Genomic DNA, 17641 nt, shown 5'->3' with positions numbered 1-17641 from the left:
CTTTTTTTGTGACGTAGGGACTTCAGTAGTTGAGCTCGTAGAACGCGAAAATCTCTTTTCTCATTCCCGGAGCCGACAACTTCTAAAGCCCCTGCTCGGTCTGATTAGAAGCGGAAGTGCGAGAAAGCCTTGTTGGCTTCTGCCATCCGGTGCGTGTCGTCCTTTTTCTTCACGGCAGCACCTTCACCTTTGGCGGCGGCAATGATTTCGCCAGCCAGCTTGTCCTTCATGGTCTTCTCACCACGACGACGAGCGTATTGGATCAGCCACTTCGAGCCAACGGCAATACGACGGTCCGGACGAACCTCGGTGGGCACCTGGAAGGTAGCACCACCTACGCGGCGGCTTTTCACCTCCACGGTCGGCATTACGTTGTTGAGGGCTTTGCGCCACATTTCCAGGCCGCTTTCCTTGGTGCGCTGCTCAACCAGCTCGCAGGCATCGTAGAAAATGGTGTAGGCCAGGTTTTTCTTCCCGTCGTACATCATGTAGTTGACGAAGCGGGTTACCAGCGTCTCCTTGAACTTGGGGTCAGGCAGGAGGATGCGCTTTTTCGGTTTTGACTTTCTCATGGGAGTAGAAATGAGCGACGGACAGCAGGCAACGGACTAAGAACCATTTGCTAGCCGGCGCCGGGCGCTGCCGCCCTCGTTTTCAATTACTTTTTCTTGCCGGGTGCGGGTTTGCCACCTTTGCCAGCTGCGGGAGCCTGGCCGGGCTTCGGACGCTTCGCGCCGTACTTGGAACGACGCTGCAGACGGCCGTTTACGCCGGCGGTGTCAAGAGCGCCACGGATGATGTGGTAACGTACACCGGGAAGGTCTTTCACACGGCCACCACGGATCAGCACGATGCTGTGCTCCTGCAGGTTGTGGCCTTCACCGGGGATGTAGGCGTTAACTTCTTTGCCGTTGGTCAGGCGCACACGGGCAACTTTACGCATAGCCGAGTTCGGCTTCTTAGGCGTGGTGGTGTACACACGGGTGCAAACGCCACGGCGCTGCGGGCACGAATCAAGGGCCGGCGACTTCGACTTGGTCGTCAGCTTCTCGCGGCCTTTTCGTACTAACTGGTTGATAGTAGGCATCTACGGTAGGTTTTGTCAAGGAGGGTTCTCTCCCAAAAATTAGGCTTGCAAAGGTAGAGAAGTTCGTATGAAATAGCAAACGGGTTGAAAGAGTTAATTTTAGAGCAACTCATCGCCTCTTCTCCGGGAGCTACGGCCGTGGTTATTTCTGCGCGCGGCCGCCTCTCTCCTACCCCCCCGCCGACCTTCAAACCTCTAACGGGGGTAGGCGCCAGCGGCGCCCGACGAGCTTGCGCAGGGCCCGGCGCCAGCCCGGCAAATTCCGGTAGGCCAGTTCCTGCTCATGCAGCCGCGGCAGCTGTAGCTGGTGCAGGCGCGCTAATAACTCGGCGGAGGGGTGCGTGCCATATGTGTGGAAGACCTGCACAAGGGCTGGCCGCGCTTCTTTTAGGTTCCAGTAGTGCCAGAGGTAATCGGGCACGTCGGCAATGGGGCCCTCGGCGGCCAGGCGCAGGCTAAAAGCCAGCTGCTCCATCATATGCTTGTTGTAGGTGGCGTAGAGCTGCTCGGCCAGCGTCATCACCTCCCGCAGCAGGTAGGCTTTGTCGCTACGCAGGGCAATAACTCCGGAGTTGAACAGCTCCGTTTCCGGCGTCACCCTAAATGTGTGGCCTGCTACTTCCCACTCGTGCGTTTTCAGATGGCGGTACACTTTCCGGCTCAGGGTATTGCCATTGATGAGCCGGCCCTCATTCTGATGCATGTAGAAGTGCCCGGCCGCAATGGCAGCAAACAGCGGCGTCGGGTTACGGCGCCAGATGGTGTCTGTATCCAAAAACAGCAGGTTGCCAGGGTAGTGCGCCGCCGCGTGTTCCAGCACCCCAATTTTGAGCAGGTACACCTTGTTGGCCGCACCCCGCCAGGCCTGCCACTGTTCTGGGCTTACGGCGGGGTAGGAAATATAGGGCCGGCTCCCCAGAATCTGCTGAAACGCGGCGGCGGCGTCGGTGTACACCAGGATTTGCGTATCAGGGGCGGGACTGCCTACCTGCTCGTAGTATGAGAGGATGCTGTAGCAGGCTTCGCAGCGGATGGCTTCCGAACCGTAGGCCAGATAAATCAGGTAGTTCATCTGGTAAAGATAACGTACTTCTACCGGGCCTTCTGAAAGCATGCAAATAAGACATAAAGAAGAAAGGGCTTCTATCTTCTCGATAAAAGCCCTTATTCACGTATGATTTTTTCTGGTTTAGGCCTCGCCTATCTTACCCCCGAAACCCATGGGGTATAACGGCCCCTCACCGGGTTGCTCCTTGATGGTGCCATTGGTTTTCTCGAACCGCTCAATGTTCTCGTTCAGGGCCGCTACCAGTCGTTTGGCGTGCTCGGGTGTGAGGATGATGCGGGACTTCACCTTGGCTTTGGGCAGGCCCGGCATCAGCCGGATAAAGTCAATAACAAACTCGCTGTTGCTATGCGCAATCATGGCAAGGTTGGCGTATTCGCCCTCTGCAATTTCCTCTGACAGCTCGATGCTGATGGCGTTGGGGTCCTGGGGTTGATTGGTTTCGGGAGTGTTTTCGGGTTGCATATTACTTGAGTGTGTTACTCGCAGGAATTTATTGTTCTGTCTATGAAATCGACAGCCTGAGCTACGCTAACAGAAAAGAAACCTGCTTCTCCTCTCATGAAAGATTCTTTCCAAGTTTCGTATCCTTCCTCGAAGTCAGGCAAATCTACTACTACATCGAGAAGCTCAGTTACGCTGGAATCCAAGGCGTCTTCGGAGAACGGCATATGAGATATTTCGTTTTCCGCATTCGGCTCTTCAGCATGAAGTTTCACTTTGCTTACTGCAACATGCACCACTACGGCCTTCGAATGCTGTAACTCGACTTTCACAACCGTCACTGTCGACTTATCTTCATTCGGACGATTCTTGTATTTCCACACCTGCCCCACTTGGTATTTCGAGCTTGTGACGTCTACAAGAGCTGTTGATGAATTCATAAAGCTGGCGATATAATACAGCCCAAAGAAAGAAAAAGCCGGCTGGGTTTCCCCAGCCGGCTTCTCTTATTTACTCCGGTTCAGATTACTCCGATACCGACTCGCGGCGCGAAGCGCGGGCGGGACGCTTAGTAGGAGCCGCCGCTTCCTCGGTCTTGGCAGCCTGTTGGGCTTCCAACTCTTCCTTCGAGCCCACAATCTGACGCGTGTACTCGCGCAGACCGGTACCGGCCGGAATGAGGTGACCTACGATTACGTTCTCCTTCAGGCCCAACAGTTCGTCGGCCTTGCCACGGATGGCAGCCTCCGACAGCACCTTGGTCGTTTCCTGGAAGGAAGCGGCCGAGATGAACGACTGCGTACCCAGCGACGCCTGCGTGATACCCTGCAGTGTGGGCCGTGATACGGCCGGCTGGGCATCCCGCACCTGTACCAGGGCAAGGTCACGACGCTTGAGCGACGAGTTTTCGTCGCGTAGGCGGCGGGCCGTTACAATCTGGCCGGGCTTCAGGTTGCTGGAGTCACCGGCTTCGGTAACCACCTTCATGTCGATGATGGTATCGTTTTCCTCCATGAAGGAAATCTTGTCTACCACCTGGTGCTCCAGGAAAGTCGTGTCGCCGGCATCGAGGATAACCACCTTCTGCATCATCTGGCGAACGACCACCTCGATGTGCTTGTCGTTGATTTTCACACCCTGCAAACGGTATACTTCCTGAATCTCGTTCACGAGGTATTCCTGCACCGCGCCGGGACCCTGAATGTTCAGGATGTCGGTCGGGGTGATGGCACCATCGGAGAGCGGAGCACCAGCCCGAATGAAGTCGTTGTCCTGCACCAGAATGTGCTTGGACAGCGGCACCATGTATTTCTTCTTCACGCCGTCTTTCGACTCCACGAAGATTTCACGGTTACCACGCTTCACCGTACCGTAGGTTACTACCCCATCAATTTCAGCCACAACGGCCGGATTCGAGGGGTTACGGGCTTCGAACAGCTCGGTGACGCGGGGCAGACCACCGGTAATGTCGCGGGTTTTGCCCACGGCACGCGGAATCTTGGCCAGGATTTGACCAGCCTTGATTTTCTCGCCGTTCTCCACGTTCAAGTGCGAACCAACCGGGATGGAGTAGGCTTTGGAGCCTTCCAGGTCGCCCTTCTTGCCGGGACGAACGATGATGGCCGGGTTCTGATCCTTGGCCTTTGATTCGATAATCACTTTCTCGCGGTGACCGGTCTGTTCGTCCGATTCCTCGCGGTAGGTGATGCCTTCGGTGATGGCGTCGTACTGAACGGCACCATCGAACTCGGCCAGAATAACGGCGTTGTAGGGGTCCCAGTTGTTCAGCTCTTGGCCTTTCTCTACCTCCTGACCTTCGTCAACCAGCAGGAACGAGCCGTACGGTACGTGGTGGGTGATGTACACCTTACCCGTGCCTTTCTCCACGATGCGAATCTCGCCCGAGCGACCCATCACTACTTTCACCGGTTCGCCATCGGCGTTGGCGGTGTCTACAGTGCGGATGTCTTCGAACTCAATTACACCGTTGAACTTGGCGCGCAGGCTGGCTTCTACGGCAATGTTCGAAGCCGTACCACCTACGTGGAAGGTACGCAGGGTCAGCTGGGTGCCGGGTTCACCGATAGACTGCGCAGCAATTACGCCGACAGCCTCACCCTTCTGTACCATGCGGCCCGACGACAGGTTGCGGCCGTAGCACTTGGCGCAGATACCACGCTTCGATTCGCAGGTCAGCACCGAGCGGATTTCCACCGATTCGATGCTGGTAGCATCGATGCGGCGGGTGATGTCCTCGGTGATTTCCGTACCAGCCGGCAGAATAACCTCGTCGGTCAGCGGGTCCACAATGTCGTGTACCGCCACACGGCCCAGGATACGCTCGGCCAGCGGCTCTACGATGTCCTCATTATCCTTCAGAGCGAAGGTTTCGATACCGCGCAGCGTACCACAGTCGTTTTCGTTTACGATAACATCCTGCGACACGTCCACCAGACGACGGGTCAGGTAGCCGGCGTCAGCCGTCTTCAGAGCGGTATCGGCCAGACCCTTACGGGCACCGTGGGTCGAAATGAAGTACTCGATTACGTCCAGGCCTTCTTTGAAGTTAGACAGAATCGGGTTTTCGATAATCTCACCTACTGAACCCTGTAGCGACTTCTGCGGCTTGGCCATCAGACCACGCATACCGCCAAGCTGACGGATCTGTTCGCGCGAACCACGAGCACCGGAGTGCATCATCATGTAAATCGAGTTGAAGCCCTGGTTCTCCTTCTCGAGGCGACCCATGAGGGTTTCAGTGATTTGGTTGTTGATGCGCGTCCAGATGTCGATAACCTGGTTGTAACGCTCGTTATCCGTAATCAGACCCATCTGGTAGTTCTGCGTTACGGCAGCTACGTCGGCCTGAGCTTGGGCAATGAGGGCGTCTTTCTCGGCGGGGATGTTGATATCGCCCAGACCCATCGACAAACCACCTTTGTACGCCGACTGGAAGCCCAGCGTCTTGATGTCGTCGAGGAACTGCGCGGTACGAGCCATACCGGTACGTTTGAACACCAGCGAAATGATTTGCTGGAGCTTCTTCTTAGTCAACAGCTCATCTACGAAACCTACTTCCTCGGGCACGAGCTGGTTGAACAGCACGCGGCCGGCTACGGTTTCGATGATCTTCGTTACAAGGTTATCTTCCTCATCGCGAACTTTCGTGCGCACCTTGATATAGGCGTGCTTCGACAGCTGCCCTTCGTTGATAGCAATGACTACCTCCTCATCGGAGTAGAACATGCGGCCTTCGCCCTGAATGCTCTCCTCTTCGGTGCTACGCTTGCCTTTGGTCACGTAGTACAAGCCCAGAACCATGTCCTGCGACGGTACCGCGATGGGCGCGCCGTTGGCAGGGTTCAGGATGTTGTGCGAGGCCAGCATGAGCATGGAGGCTTCCAGAATAGCGGCCGGTCCGAGCGGAACGTGCACAGCCATCTGGTCACCGTCAAAGTCAGCGTTGAAGGCCGTACACACCAGCGGGTGCAGCTGAATAGCTTTACCCTCAATGAGGCGAGGCTGGAATGCCTGGATACCCAAGCGGTGCAGAGTAGGGGCACGGTTCAGGAGCACCGGGTGGCCTTTCAGCACATTTTCCAGGATGTCCCATACGACAGCGTCCTTGCGGTCAACGATTTTCTTCGCCGACTTCACCGTCTTCACGATGCCGCGCTCGATGAGCTTACGGATGATAAACGGCTTGAACAGCTCGGCGGCCATGTTCTTAGGCAGACCGCACTCGTGCAGCTTCAGCTCGGGGCCTACCACGATAACCGAACGGCCGGAGTAGTCAACACGCTTACCGAGCAGGTTCTGACGGAAGCGGCCCTGCTTGCCTTTCAGCATGTCGGACAGCGACTTCAGAGCGCGGTTGCCTTCGGCGCGCACGGCGTTTACTTTCCGCGAGTTGTCGAACAGCGAGTCCACAGCTTCCTGCAGCATGCGCTTCTCGTTCCGCAGAATCACCTCAGGAGCCTTGATTTCGATCAGGCGCTTGAGGCGGTTGTTGCGGATGATAACGCGACGGTACAAGTCGTTCAAGTCAGAGGTAGCGAAACGGCCACCATCTAGCGGCACGAGGGGGCGCAGTTCCGGCGGAATCACCGGTACCATGCGGATTACCATCCACTCGGGCTTGTTCTCAATGCGGGTCGAAGCATCCCGGAAGGCTTCTACCACACGCAGACGCTTCAATGCTTCAGCCTTACGCTGCTGCGAAGTTTCGTGGGCAGCAGAGTCACGCAGCGAGTACGACAGTTCGTCCAGGTTGATGCGCTCCAGCAACAGCTGCAGGGCATCGGCACCCATGCGGGCAATGAACTTGTTGGGGTCCTCGTTCGGCAGCATCTGGTTCTCGCGGGGGAGCTTGTCGATGATGTCGAGGTACTCGTCTTCGGTGAGGAAGTCGAGCTGCTGCACGCCTTCTTCAGCCAATACGCCCGGCTGTACTACTACATACCGTTCGTAATAGATAATCTGGTCGAGCTTCTTGGTGGGCAGGCCCAGCAGGTAGCCGATTTTATTGGGCAGGGACTTGAAGTACCAGATGTGCGCAACGGGCACCACCAGTTCGATGTGGCCCATCCGCTCCCGGCGTACTTTCTTCTCGGTCACCTCCACGCCGCACCGGTCGCAGATGATGCCTTTGTAGCGAATCCGCTTGTATTTGCCGCAGTGGCATTCCCAGTCCTTTACGGGACCGAAAATCCGCTCGCAAAACAGGCCGCCCATTTCGGGCTTGTACGTCCGGTAGTTGATCGTCTCGGGCTTTACTACTTCACCGTTCGACCGTTCCAGAATGGATTCGGGCGAGGCCAGCGAAATGGTAACTTTCGAGAAGTCCTGTACCAGTTTCTTGTTTTTTGCAAACGCCATGTAGGGTAGCTGTTGTTAGCTGGTGGCTTTTATCTGTTCGTTGGTTCCGCCAGTCTTAAGAGAGGTCGGAAAGAACATAACAGTTCGACTCTGCGAAAAGTGCTCTGCGGGTCGGATAGGTACGCCGCGCAGTAGGTTTCCGCCAGGTCTGGGTATGCGGGTGGTTCAGCAAGCTGAACCGGGTTTGGCTTTCACTGGTCGGGGTTGATGTCGTTCTGACCATATCTCGGAACGACGCCGGCAGTTTCGGCTGCGGTACTCTAATCTTTCACTAAACCTGTTTCTCCTTTTTCAAAGTATATGATTAGCCTGTATGCAGCATTTACCCAAACATCCTTATTCGTCTTTTCATGACTTGTATAGATTCTGAGCAAATAGTCTAAAGTCTGCGCGTATACTAAACTTGAAGCTGACACATAGTGTCCACCGGCCCATTGGCCTGCGCCAAGACCAGATAGAAGACCATATATACTCTTTAAGTCTTTTCTACCTACGTTGTATTTAGCAATGACCTGTTGCCTCACAGCATCCTGCATACATAAATCCAATAACTCCTCTTCCAGTAAATCTTTACTACTAAGTTGAGTGGTTACGTTTAAGAAATCGGACATATTAAGAGGCTCTGACAGCTTTTTAGATAAGCGTTTGAGCTTCCAAGATTTCTTATAGGATTTAATAAGTGCAGCAATCATATAAAGAAGATTTTGAGAGCTTCATACTGACTATAGCTAGTATGAAGCTCCCATTTTCAAACCTTAGTCAAGCGTGATTTCCAGGGCCAGACCGCGTAGCTCGTGGATGAGTACGTTGAATGACTCGGGGATATTTGGCTTGGGCAGTACGTCACCTTTTACAATGGCTTCGTACGCCTTGGCGCGGCCTACCACGTCGTCCGACTTCACCGTCAGGATTTCCTGCAGCACGTTGGAAGCACCGAAGGCCTCCAGCGCCCACACTTCCATCTCGCCGAAGCGCTGACCACCGAACTGCGCCTTACCACCCAGCGGCTGCTGGGTAATGAGCGAGTACGGCCCGATAGAACGGGCGTGCATCTTGTCGTCAACCAAGTGACCCAGCTTGAGCATGTAAATCACGCCTACGGTTACCGGCTGGTCGAAACGTTGACCCGTCAGACCGTCGTGCAGGTAAGCGCGGCCGAAGTGCGGCAGCCCGGCTTCCGTCAGTTCGCGTGATACTTCCTCTTCGGTAGCACCGTCGAAAATGGGGGTAGCATAGGTGCGGCCCAGCTTCAAGCCAGCCCAGCCCAGTACGGTCTCGTAAATCTGACCGATGTTCATGCGGCTAGGTACACCCAGCGGGTTGAGCACGATGTCCATCGGGGTGCCGTCGGGCAGGAAGGGCATGTCCTCATCGCGCACGATGCGGGCTACTACCCCTTTGTTACCGTGACGACCGGCCATCTTGTCACCTACCTTCAGCTTGCGCTTCTTGGCGATGTACACTTTAGCCAGCTGCACGATACCGGCGGGCAGTTCGTCGCCTACTTCCAGCGTGAACCGGTCGCGCTTGAAACGAGCCGTGATGGTGTTACGCTTCTTGGTGTAATTCTTCACCAGTTCCGACAACATCCGGTTCACTTTATCGTCAGCAGTCCAGTTCTCCAGAATAAGGTCTTTGAACATGTTCACCTCTTCCGGCACGGCGTAGTTGCTCTCATCCTTATAGGGGTTCTTCTCGGGGAACAGCGCTTCCGTGATGTTCTTCTTCCCGAATTTCACACCCTTCGTCAGGATTTCATCGCCAAACTTGTGCTTTACGCCCTGCGACGTCTTGCCTTCCAGCAACTGCACCAGTTTCTCGATCATCACGGCTTTGATACCGCGCAGTTCGCGAGCATACGACTCCTTCAGCTCTTCTACTTCCTTCTTCGACTTGGCCCGTAGGTTTTTATCTTTCTTCGGACGTGAGAACAGCTTAGTGCCGATTACTACCCCGTTCAGGGATGGCGGCGCCTTGAGGGAGGCATCCTTCACATCGCCGGCTTTGTCACCGAAAATGGCGCGGAGCAGCTTTTCTTCCGGAGTCGGATCAGTTTCGCCTTTCGGCGTGATCTTACCAATAAGGATGTCGCCTTCGCGAACCTCAGCACCCAGACGGATGATGCCATTGTCATCGAGGTTGCGCACGGCTTCTTCGCTCACGTTCGGAATTTCCGAGGTCAGCTCTTCTTCGCCACGCTTGGTCTCGCGCACTTCCAGCTCAAACTCCTCGATGTGAATTGAAGTGAAGATGTCGTCGCGAACTACCCGCTCCGAAATTACGATGGCGTCTTCGAAGTTGTAGCCCTGCCACGGCATGAACGCTACCTGCATGTTGCGACCCAAGGCCAGTTCGCCCTGGTTCGTGCCGTAGCCTTCGCAGAGAGGTTGACCCTTGGTTACCCGTTCGCCCTTCTTCACAATGGGCGTCAGGTTGATGCAGGTGTCCTGGTTAGTACGACGGAACTTGATCAGGTCGTACGAAATCTTCTCGGCGTCGAAGCTCACGAGGATATCGTCTTCCGTCAAGTCGTATTTCACCACAATCTTGTTGGCGTCTACGTAGTCAATAACCCCGTCGCCCTCGGCTACTACCAGAGTACGGGAGTCAATAGCCACGCGGCCTTCCAGACCAGTGCCTACGATGGGAGCCTCAGCACGCAACAAAGGCACGGCCTGACGCTGCATGTTCGAACCCATCAGGGCGCGGTTGGCGTCGTCGTGTTCCAGGAACGGAATCAGCGAAGCAGCCACCGATACAATCTGGTTCGGCGCTACGTCCATGTAGGAATACTCCGTCGGACCTACAACGGGGAAGTCACCTTCGAAACGGCCTTTTACCAGCTCGTTCACAAAGTTGCCCGACTCATCGATGCGGGCGTTGGCCTGCGCGATGTGGTGGGTGTCTTCCTCTTCAGCGGTCAAGTACTTCACGTTCTCCGTGATGTCCACCTTACCGTTCTCTACCGTGCGGTAGGGAGTTTCGATGAAGCCCATCGAGTTAACGCGAGCGTGCACGCACAGCGACGAAATCAGACCGATGTTCGGTCCTTCCGGCGTTTCGATGGTGCACAGGCGACCGTAGTGGGTGTAGTGAACGTCACGCACCTCAAAACCAGCCCGCTCCCGCGACAGACCGCCCGGCCCCAGTGCCGATACACGACGCTTATGCGTCACCTCGGCCAGCGGGTTGGTCTGGTCCATGAACTGGGAAAGCTGATTCGTACCGAAGAACGAGTTGATAACGCTCGACAAGGTGCGGGCGTTGATCAGGTCAACCGGCTTGAAGTCCTCGTTGTCGCGCACGTTCATGCGCTCCTTGATGGTACGCGCCATACGGGCCAAACCTACGCCGAACTGGGCGTAGAGCTGCTCCCCTACCGTGCGCACGCGGCGGTTGCTCAAGTGGTCAATGTCATCGACAATGGCCTTCGAGTTGATCAGACCAATCAGGTATTTCACGATAAGGACAATGTCCTCGTTGGTCAGCACGCGGGCGTCCCAGTTCGTGTCAATACCCAGCTTCTTATTGATGCGGTAGCGGCCTACGTCCCCGAGGTCGTAGCGCTTGTCCGAGAAGAACAGCTTTTGGATGATGTCGCGAGCAGTCTCTTCGTCGGGAGCCTCCGTGTTCCGGAGCTGACGGTAGATTTGCTCCACGGCTTCTTTCTCCGAGTTGGAGTTATCCTTCTGCAGCGTGTTGTAAATAATTGCGTAGTCGGCAATGTTTACGTTTTCGCGGTGCAGAATTACCGACTTGGCCCCAGCGTTAAGGATAACGTCGATGTCTTCCTCTTCAATGGTTGAGTCGCGCTCCAGCAGAACCTCGTTCCGGTCAATGGACACCACTTCACCGGTATCCTCGTCCACGAAGTCTTCCGTCCAGGTGCGGAGCACCCGAGCAGCCAGCTTACGGCCTACGGCTTTCTTGAGGTTCTTCTTATCGGCCTTCACTTCCTCCGACAGCCCGAACAGGTCGAGAATGTCTTTGTCGGTGCCGTAACCGATGGCGCGTAGCAGCGTAGTAACCGGAAACTTCTTCTTCCGGTCGATGTAAGCATACATCACGTTGTTCACGTCCGTGGCAAATTCAATCCACGAGCCTTTGAACGGGATGATACGAGCCGAGTACAGCTTGGTGCCATTCGTGTGCTTGCTCTGAGCAAAGAACACGCCCGGCGAGCGGTGCAGCTGCGACACGATAACGCGCTCTGCCCCGTTGATAACGAACGAGCCCTTTTCGGTCATGTAGGGAATATTTCCCAAGAACACTTCTTGCTCAATCGTCTCGAAATCCTCGTTGTCCGTATCATTACAGATCAGGCGCAACTTGGCTTTCAGCGGCACTGAGTACGTCAGACCCCGGTCAATGCACTCGTCCACGGAATACTTCGGCGGATCGACGTGGTAGTCGATGAACTCCAGCACAAAGTTTTCGCGCGAGTCCGAAATCGGAAAGTTTTCGGCGAATACTTTGAAGAGGCCTTCATCGGTACGGTTCTCGGCAGCCGTTTCCAACTGGAAGAAATCCATGAACGAACGAACCTGCACGTCCAGGAAATCTGGGTACTCAATAACCTTTTTAATCTTGGCGAAGTTGATCCGCTCGTCAGCGGCCGACAATTTCTGCAGCCCTGCCTGTGCTTTCGATGTAGCCAATGTATGTGGGGTTAGGAAATGGATACTGAGAGAATCCAGCTCAAGCAGTCAGGAGCCCCGATAACCTGAGCAAAAGCGGAAGATTTGAGCGCACGAAAGCGCAAAGCCTTAACCTTGCGCTGTTAGCGTCCGTAGGCACGAAAAGCCGCAAAGCGGCGCGCAAACGAACTTCCGATTAGTTTGTTGCCTACAAACAGGAAAAGACCTGGCTTAGTTGCCAGGCCTCTCCATATTTGCTGGTTTTACGAGCAGGCAGCAGAAATTACTTAACTTCTACTTCAGCGCCGGCTTCTTCCAGTTGCTTTTTCAGCGACTCAGCTTCGTCTTTAGCAACACCTTCTTTCAGGGGCTTGGGAGCACCGTCAACCAGTTCTTTGGCTTCTTTCAGGCCCAGACCGGTCAGATCTTTTACCAGCTTCACTACAGCCAGTTTGCCAGCACCAGCCGACTTCAGGATTACGTCGAACGAGGTTTTCTCCTCAGCGGCTTCAGCAGCACCAGCGCCAGCACCACCAGCTACCATTACGGGAGCAGCAGCAGCAGGCTCAATGCCATACTCGTCTTTCAGGATAGTAGCCAGTTCGTTTACTTCTTTTACCGTCAGGCTAACGAGCTGCTCGGCGAATGCTTTCAAATCTGCCATTTCTGTAGATTGTTAAAAAGGGGGTTGTTGAACTTTTGGAAATTGAAAGTGAAAAAGATGAGCAGCGGTTAGCCTGCAACCTCTTCTTTTTCGGAAAGCGTTTTGAGGATGCCAGCCAATTTGTTGCCGCTGCTCGACAGAGCAGAGATAACATTTTTGGCGGGCGACTGGAGCAGACCGATAACATCACCGATAAGCTCGTTCTTGCCTTTCAACGTGCTGAGGCTGGTCAGCTGGTTAGCACCGATGTAGATGCTGGCGTCTACGTAAGCACCTTTCAGGGCCGGCTTGGGCTCAACGCCTTTGCCGTAGTTCTGGGCTTTGTAGAAATCCTGCAGCAATTTAGCAGGAGCATTGCCCGACTCTTTTGAGAACAGGATGCCCGACTGACCTTTCAGAGCGGTGTCCATCTCCGAAGTGTCGCCACCGAGGGTGTCGAGCGCCTTACGGATGAACGTGTTCTTGTACACTTTGAACTCCATGCCGCGGTTGAAGCACAGGCGACGGAATTCGTTGATTTTCGCCACCGACATCCCCGAAGCATCGGCGATGTAGAACGCGTTGTGCGATTGAAACTTCTCGCTCAACTCGTCGACGAGGGCTTGTTTGTCTTCCCGGATCATATCGTCGTGTTGATTAAAACTTAAGCGGAAGTTACTTGCGTGTCAACCGGAACGGCGGGCGACATCGTGCTCGAAAGCGTGATGCTCTTGATATAGGTGCCTTTAGCCGAGGAAGGCTTCAAACGCTGTAGCGTCTGGATAACTTCGATGGCGTTTTCGGCGAGCTTCTGCTCGTCAAACGACACTTTACCAACCGAGCAGTGGATGATGCCGGTTTTATCAACTTTAAAGTCGATTTTACCAGCTTTCACCTCTTGCACAGCCTTAGCTACGTCCGTGGTTACGGTGCCTGACTTAGGGTTCGGCATCAGGCCGCGAGGACCGAGTACGCGACCCAGACGACCAACTTTAGCCATTACCGACGGCATCGTGATGATTACGTCGATATCCGTCCAGCCTTTCTCGATTTTCGAGATGTAGTCATCCAGACCAACGTAGTCAGCACCCGCTGCGGTAGCTTCGGCTTCTTTGTCGGCGGTAACCAGGGCCAGAACGCGAACCGTTTTGCCGGTACCATGGGGCAGCGTAGCTACGCCACGTACCATCTGGTCGGCTTTGCGGGGGTCAACACCCAAACGAACGTCGATGTCTACCGAAGCGTCAAACTTGGTATAGGTAATGTCCTTTACCACTTTGGCGGCTTCAACCAGGCTCCGGATTTCGGTCAGGTCGTGCTTGGCAAGGGCTTCCTTGCGCTTTTTGCTAATCTTTGCCATGTGTCTTCTCCGTTGTTAATTATTCAGCAAAGGGAGAAGTACCCGAGATGGTGATGCCCATGCTGCGAGCCGTACCAGCCACCTGACGCATAGCTGACTCTACCTTGAAGGCATTGAGGTCAGGCATTTTCGTTTCGGCGATGGTGCGCACTTGGTCCCATGATACCGACCCTACTTTGTTACGGTTCGGCTCTTTCGAGCCGCTCTGGAGCTTAGCAGCGTCCATGAGCAGAACCGGCACCGGTGGGGTCTTCACCACGAAGTCAAACGACTTGTCGGTGTACATGGTGATGAGTACAGGACAAACTTGGCCGGCCTTATCCTGGGTGCGAGCATTGAACTGCTTGCAGAACTCCATGATGTTAAGGCCTTTGCTACCAAGTGCAGGTCCAACCGGCGGCGCGGGGTTCGCGGCGCCTCCCTTTATCTGAAGCTTCAGATAACCTCTAATTTCCTTGGCCATTTGGTTTGAAAGGCTTCAGGCTCCTGCGGTAACTCGCAGTTGCCCTCAGATGAAAATTGCTCCAAAAGTGGAAGCACCACCGGTCCGGAGCGGATAACCGGTGACGTTTTATCGGGTTACGCTTCCTTTTCGACCTGGGTGTAGCTCAGTTCCATGGGCGTGCTACGGCCGAAAATTTTCACGATAACATTCAGCTTCTTCCGTTCCTCAAATACCTCGGACACTGTGCCCGACATACCTGCAAATCCACCATCCACAATCTTAACCAGTTCGCCTACTACAAATGGAGTTTCCAAAGTAGCAGCCTGCTCTTCCACTTCATCCACAATTCCAAGGATGCGGTTTACTTCAGAAATATGCAGGGGAACGGGCTTGGTATTCTGGTTAGCCGCTTTGCCTTCCTTGTCACTGAGGAAACCAATTACACCAGGCGTGCTGGTGATAATATGGTCAACTTCCCCGTGCGTAAGATCGGCGTGGATTATGATATAGCCAGGATAAAGGTTCCGCTCTCGTACGCGCTTCTTGCCGTTGCGCATCTCAAACACCTTCTCTACCGGAATCAATACCTGTGGCACCAGATCGGAAAGACCATGCCGACCAATCTCAGTTTCCAGATAAGTTTTGGCTTTTTTCTCTTGTCCGCTCACTGAACGAACTACGTACCATTTCAACTCGCCCATTGCTGTCGTCTAGTTCTACCGATTAACGGAACGAGTTATAGAAGGCATCTAAGCCTTTGTTGAAAATCACATCCATCAAACCTACTACTGCAGCAAAAAGCAGCGAGCCGATCAGGACAAGACCAGCGCTTTTCTGCAGCTCTTCCAGCGAAGGCCACGTCACTTTGTAGCGCATCTCTTCAGAGGTTTCCCGGAAGTAGTTTGTTAGCTTGCTCATAGTGATGGCACCGGTTTGGTATGTTAAAACTACGGCTGCCGAAGCAGCCGTAGTTTTTATTGGCACGGGCGGAGAGATTCGAACTCCCATCAAAGGTTTTGGAGACCTCTATTCTACCCTTGAACTACGCCCGTGTATGCATCCTTACCAGTCAAGGTGCTGGATTGGGACTGCAAATGTATGGAACTCTTTACACAAAACAAATCCGCCCCCGAAATTTTCGGGGGCGGATTATCTTATTTCACCAGAATCTGGTTAGAAACTACTCGGTAATTTCAGTAACCTGACCGGCACCTACGGTACGGCCACCTTCGCGGATAGCGAAACGCAGGCCTTTCTCCATAGCTACGGCGTTGATCAGCTCAACCGAGATGGTTACGTTGTCGCCGGGCATTACCATTTCTACACCCTCGGCCAGCGTAATGATGCCGGTTACATCGGTGGTGCGGAAATAGAACTGGGGACGGTAGTTGTTGAAGAACGGAGTGTGACGACCACCTTCCTCTTTCGACAGCACGTACACCTCAGCTTTGAACTTAGTGTGCGGCTTAACCGAACCCGGCTTGCAGATTACCATGCCGCGACGGATATCGTCTTTCTCGATACCGCGGAGCAGCAGACCTACGTTGTCACCAGCTTCGCCACGGTCCAGGATCTTGCGGAACATTTCCACACCCGTAACCGTCGACTTCAGGCCTTGCTTGGCACCCATACCCAGGATGTCAACTTGCTCACCCGAGTTGATGATGCCACGCTCGATACGGCCGGTAGCAACCGTACCACGACCCGTGATAGAGAATACGTCCTCTACTGGCATCAGGAAGGGCAGGTCGGTCAGACGAGCAGGAATCGGAATGTAGGAGTCAACAGCGGCCATCAGCTCCTCGATCTTGGGAACCCAGTTGGCATCACCGTTCAGGCCGCCCAGAGCCGAGCCCTGAATAACCGGAATGTTGTCGCCGTCGAAGTCGTAGAACGAGAGCAGTTCGCGGATTTCCATTTCTACCAGCTCAAGCAGCTCGGGGTCATCCACCATGTCCACTTTGTTCATGAACACTACCAGCTGGGGTACACCTACCTGACGAGCGAGCAGGATGTGCTCACGAGTCTGGGGCATCGGGCCGTCGGTAGCAGCTACTACGAGGATGGCGCCGTCCATCTGAGCAGCACCCGTTACCATGTTCTTCACGTAGTCAGCGTGACCGGGGCAGTCAACGTGAGCATAGTGACGGTTTTCGGTAGCGTATTCTACGTGAGCGGTGTTGATGGTGATACCACGCTCTTTTTCTTCGGGAGCATTGTCAATCGAAGAGAAGTCGCGCTTGGCAGCCAGACCCTTGTTAGCCAGAACCGTGGTGATGGCAGCGGTGAGGGTGGTTTTGCCGTGGTCCACGTGACCAATCGTGCCGATGTTTACGTGCGGCTTGGACCGGTCAAAATTTTCTTTAGCCATTGTAAAGAGATTAAGAGGAATTTTGAGGTAAAGAGGGGGAAACGCGACTAGACTATACAGTAAGAAAGCGAAACACAGCTCCGTTTAGTCGGGACTGCACGTCGCTTTACTTTGCTGACAGTTTCCAAACGGTGCAGTCGCGCTGCCCCGTTGGTACTCGTAATTCTAGAGCCATTTATGGGATTTGAACCCATGACCTCTTCCTTACCAAGGAAGTGCTCTACCACTGAGCTAAAACGGCTTATTTTGGTTTGGCAAAGATATAACAGCGGAAGAACTTTCGCCAGTGCAAACTAAGCTTATTGCTTCTCGCTGCCATTCAGGGCACCGAGCGGGAGACGAGGTTCGAACCCGCGACCTGCAGCTTGGAAGGCTGCCGCTCTACCAACTGAGCTACTCCCGCGTGTGTGAGATGGTGAAATGGCGAGACGTGAGATTGACTCACTGTTTCACCATTTCACTATTTCACTTTGTGGGGGGAGAAGGATTCGAACCTTCGAAGTCGTAAGACAACGGAGTTACAGTCCGTCCCATTTGGCCGCTCTGGAATCCCCCCAGCTTGTTTTTCCTTGTCGTTTACAAGGAAAATATCCTTTCAACCTTAAGCGGCCGAAGTCGCTATTGTGTCGATTGGAGCTGCAAAATTAGAGGCTTTCTGATGTAAGTCAAGTCTCCGGGGCAAAAAGGTTTTATTTTTTTCTTTCGGCCGG

Annotated in this window: 15 protein-coding genes and 4 tRNA genes; all 19 read right to left on the bottom strand. The window is 54.2% G+C overall.

Features of this window, described 5'->3' with window-relative positions; translation table 11 throughout:
- Positions 1 to 104: 104 nt before the first annotated feature.
- Positions 105 to 572, bottom strand: a complete 468-nt coding sequence (gene rpsG, locus GGU46_RS03020; RefSeq protein ID WP_110976705.1) for a 30S ribosomal protein S7 — start codon at positions 570 to 572, stop codon at positions 105 to 107.
- 86 nt (positions 573 to 658) lie between these two features.
- Positions 659 to 1087, bottom strand: a complete 429-nt coding sequence (rpsL, locus tag GGU46_RS03015; RefSeq protein ID WP_110976704.1) for a 30S ribosomal protein S12 — start codon at positions 1085 to 1087, stop codon at positions 659 to 661.
- A gap of 187 nt (positions 1088 to 1274) precedes the next feature.
- Positions 1275 to 2159 (bottom strand): putative nucleotide-diphospho-sugar transferase, encoded by an 885-nt coding sequence (locus GGU46_RS03010; RefSeq protein WP_183402084.1) that lies wholly within the window; start codon positions 2157 to 2159, stop codon positions 1275 to 1277.
- Between the two features lie 117 nt (positions 2160 to 2276).
- Positions 2277 to 2618, bottom strand: coding sequence for a DUF3467 domain-containing protein (locus GGU46_RS03005; RefSeq protein WP_183402083.1), 342 nt, complete (start codon positions 2616 to 2618; stop codon positions 2277 to 2279).
- Positions 2619 to 2632: 14 nt separating this feature from the next.
- Positions 2633 to 3037 carry a hypothetical protein gene (locus tag GGU46_RS03000; RefSeq protein WP_183402082.1) on the bottom strand — a complete coding sequence of 135 codons (405 nt, stop codon included), beginning with the start codon at positions 3035 to 3037 and terminating at the stop codon, positions 2633 to 2635.
- A gap of 85 nt (positions 3038 to 3122) precedes the next feature.
- On the bottom strand, positions 3123 to 7475 hold the full coding sequence (rpoC, locus tag GGU46_RS02995; protein WP_183402081.1) for a DNA-directed RNA polymerase subunit beta': 4353 nt from the start codon (positions 7473 to 7475) through the stop codon (positions 3123 to 3125).
- A 260-nt stretch (positions 7476 to 7735) separates the two neighbouring features.
- Complete coding sequence (locus tag GGU46_RS02990; protein ID WP_183402080.1) at positions 7736 to 8167, bottom strand: hypothetical protein; 432 nt, start codon at positions 8165 to 8167, stop codon at positions 7736 to 7738.
- Between the two features lie 63 nt (positions 8168 to 8230).
- Positions 8231 to 12106 carry a DNA-directed RNA polymerase subunit beta gene (gene rpoB, locus GGU46_RS02985; protein WP_183402565.1) on the bottom strand — a complete coding sequence of 1292 codons (3876 nt, stop codon included), beginning with the start codon at positions 12104 to 12106 and terminating at the stop codon, positions 8231 to 8233.
- 289 nt (positions 12107 to 12395) lie between these two features.
- Positions 12396 to 12776, bottom strand: coding sequence for a 50S ribosomal protein L7/L12 (rplL, locus tag GGU46_RS02980; protein ID WP_183402079.1), 381 nt, complete (start codon positions 12774 to 12776; stop codon positions 12396 to 12398).
- Between the two features lie 68 nt (positions 12777 to 12844).
- The gene (rplJ, locus tag GGU46_RS02975; RefSeq protein ID WP_183402078.1) at positions 12845 to 13399 is read right to left on the bottom strand and encodes a 50S ribosomal protein L10; all 555 of its coding nucleotides are present in this window, start codon (positions 13397 to 13399) and stop codon (positions 12845 to 12847) included.
- 20 nt (positions 13400 to 13419) lie between these two features.
- On the bottom strand, positions 13420 to 14115 hold the full coding sequence (gene rplA, locus GGU46_RS02970) for a 50S ribosomal protein L1 (RefSeq protein ID WP_183402077.1): 696 nt from the start codon (positions 14113 to 14115) through the stop codon (positions 13420 to 13422).
- 19 nt (positions 14116 to 14134) lie between these two features.
- Positions 14135 to 14578: a 50S ribosomal protein L11 gene (rplK, locus tag GGU46_RS02965; RefSeq protein WP_110976697.1), complete on the bottom strand. Its 444-nt coding sequence runs from the start codon at positions 14576 to 14578 to the stop codon at positions 14135 to 14137.
- Between the two features lie 116 nt (positions 14579 to 14694).
- Positions 14695 to 15261, bottom strand: coding sequence for a transcription termination/antitermination protein NusG (gene nusG / locus GGU46_RS02960; protein ID WP_125427631.1), 567 nt, complete (start codon positions 15259 to 15261; stop codon positions 14695 to 14697).
- A 22-nt stretch (positions 15262 to 15283) separates the two neighbouring features.
- The gene (secE, locus tag GGU46_RS02955) at positions 15284 to 15544 is read right to left on the bottom strand and encodes a preprotein translocase subunit SecE (protein ID WP_317171842.1); all 261 of its coding nucleotides are present in this window, start codon (positions 15542 to 15544) and stop codon (positions 15284 to 15286) included.
- Positions 15539 to 15612: transfer RNA gene (locus GGU46_RS02950), tRNA-Trp, on the bottom strand. The genes secE and GGU46_RS02950 overlap by 6 nt, the downstream gene beginning before the upstream one ends.
- 128 nt (positions 15613 to 15740) lie before the next feature.
- Positions 15741 to 16931 carry an elongation factor Tu gene (gene tuf, locus GGU46_RS02945; protein WP_139925658.1) on the bottom strand — a complete coding sequence of 397 codons (1191 nt, stop codon included), beginning with the start codon at positions 16929 to 16931 and terminating at the stop codon, positions 15741 to 15743.
- Between the two features lie 169 nt (positions 16932 to 17100).
- A tRNA-Thr gene (locus tag GGU46_RS02940) sits at positions 17101 to 17172 on the bottom strand.
- Positions 17173 to 17261: 89 nt separating this feature from the next.
- Positions 17262 to 17334: transfer RNA gene (locus GGU46_RS02935), tRNA-Gly, on the bottom strand.
- Positions 17335 to 17404: 70 nt separating this feature from the next.
- A tRNA-Tyr gene (locus tag GGU46_RS02930) sits at positions 17405 to 17487 on the bottom strand.
- Between the last annotated feature and the right edge of the window lie 154 nt (positions 17488 to 17641).

The organism is Hymenobacter latericoloratus (genome assembly GCF_014199535.1).
GTDB classification, from domain to species: Bacteria; Bacteroidota; Bacteroidia; order Cytophagales; family Hymenobacteraceae; genus Hymenobacter; species Hymenobacter latericoloratus.
The sequence above is the reverse complement of the archived record's forward strand: the minus strand, read 5'-3'. Positions and strand labels throughout refer to the sequence as shown.

Excerpts from the sequence above, each read along its gene's own strand:
- GGU46_RS03005 (WP_183402083.1), bottom strand. The coding sequence starts at position 2,618 with ATGCAACCCGAAAACACTCCCGAAACCAATCAACCCCAGGACCCCAAC.
- rpsL (WP_110976704.1), bottom strand. The coding sequence starts at position 1,087 with ATGCCTACTATCAACCAGTTAGTACGAAAAGGCCGCGAGAAGCTGACG.
- GGU46_RS02990 (WP_183402080.1), bottom strand. The coding sequence starts at position 8,167 with ATGATTGCTGCACTTATTAAATCCTATAAGAAATCTTGGAAGCTCAAA.
- rplL (WP_183402079.1), bottom strand. The coding sequence starts at position 12,776 with ATGGCAGATTTGAAAGCATTCGCCGAGCAGCTCGTTAGCCTGACGGTA.
- nusG (WP_125427631.1), bottom strand. The coding sequence starts at position 15,261 with ATGGGCGAGTTGAAATGGTACGTAGTTCGTTCAGTGAGCGGACAAGAG.
- GGU46_RS03010 (WP_183402084.1), bottom strand. The coding sequence starts at position 2,159 with ATGAACTACCTGATTTATCTGGCCTACGGTTCGGAAGCCATCCGCTGC.
- rpsG (WP_110976705.1), bottom strand. The coding sequence starts at position 572 with ATGAGAAAGTCAAAACCGAAAAAGCGCATCCTCCTGCCTGACCCCAAG.
- GGU46_RS03000 (WP_183402082.1), bottom strand. The coding sequence starts at position 3,037 with ATGAATTCATCAACAGCTCTTGTAGACGTCACAAGCTCGAAATACCAA.
- rpoC (WP_183402081.1), bottom strand. The coding sequence starts at position 7,475 with ATGGCGTTTGCAAAAAACAAGAAACTGGTACAGGACTTCTCGAAAGTT.
- rplJ (WP_183402078.1), bottom strand. The coding sequence starts at position 13,399 with ATGATCCGGGAAGACAAACAAGCCCTCGTCGACGAGTTGAGCGAGAAG.
- rplK (WP_110976697.1), bottom strand. The coding sequence starts at position 14,578 with ATGGCCAAGGAAATTAGAGGTTATCTGAAGCTTCAGATAAAGGGAGGC.
- tuf (WP_139925658.1), bottom strand. The coding sequence starts at position 16,931 with ATGGCTAAAGAAAATTTTGACCGGTCCAAGCCGCACGTAAACATCGGC.
- rplA (WP_183402077.1), bottom strand. The coding sequence starts at position 14,115 with ATGGCAAAGATTAGCAAAAAGCGCAAGGAAGCCCTTGCCAAGCACGAC.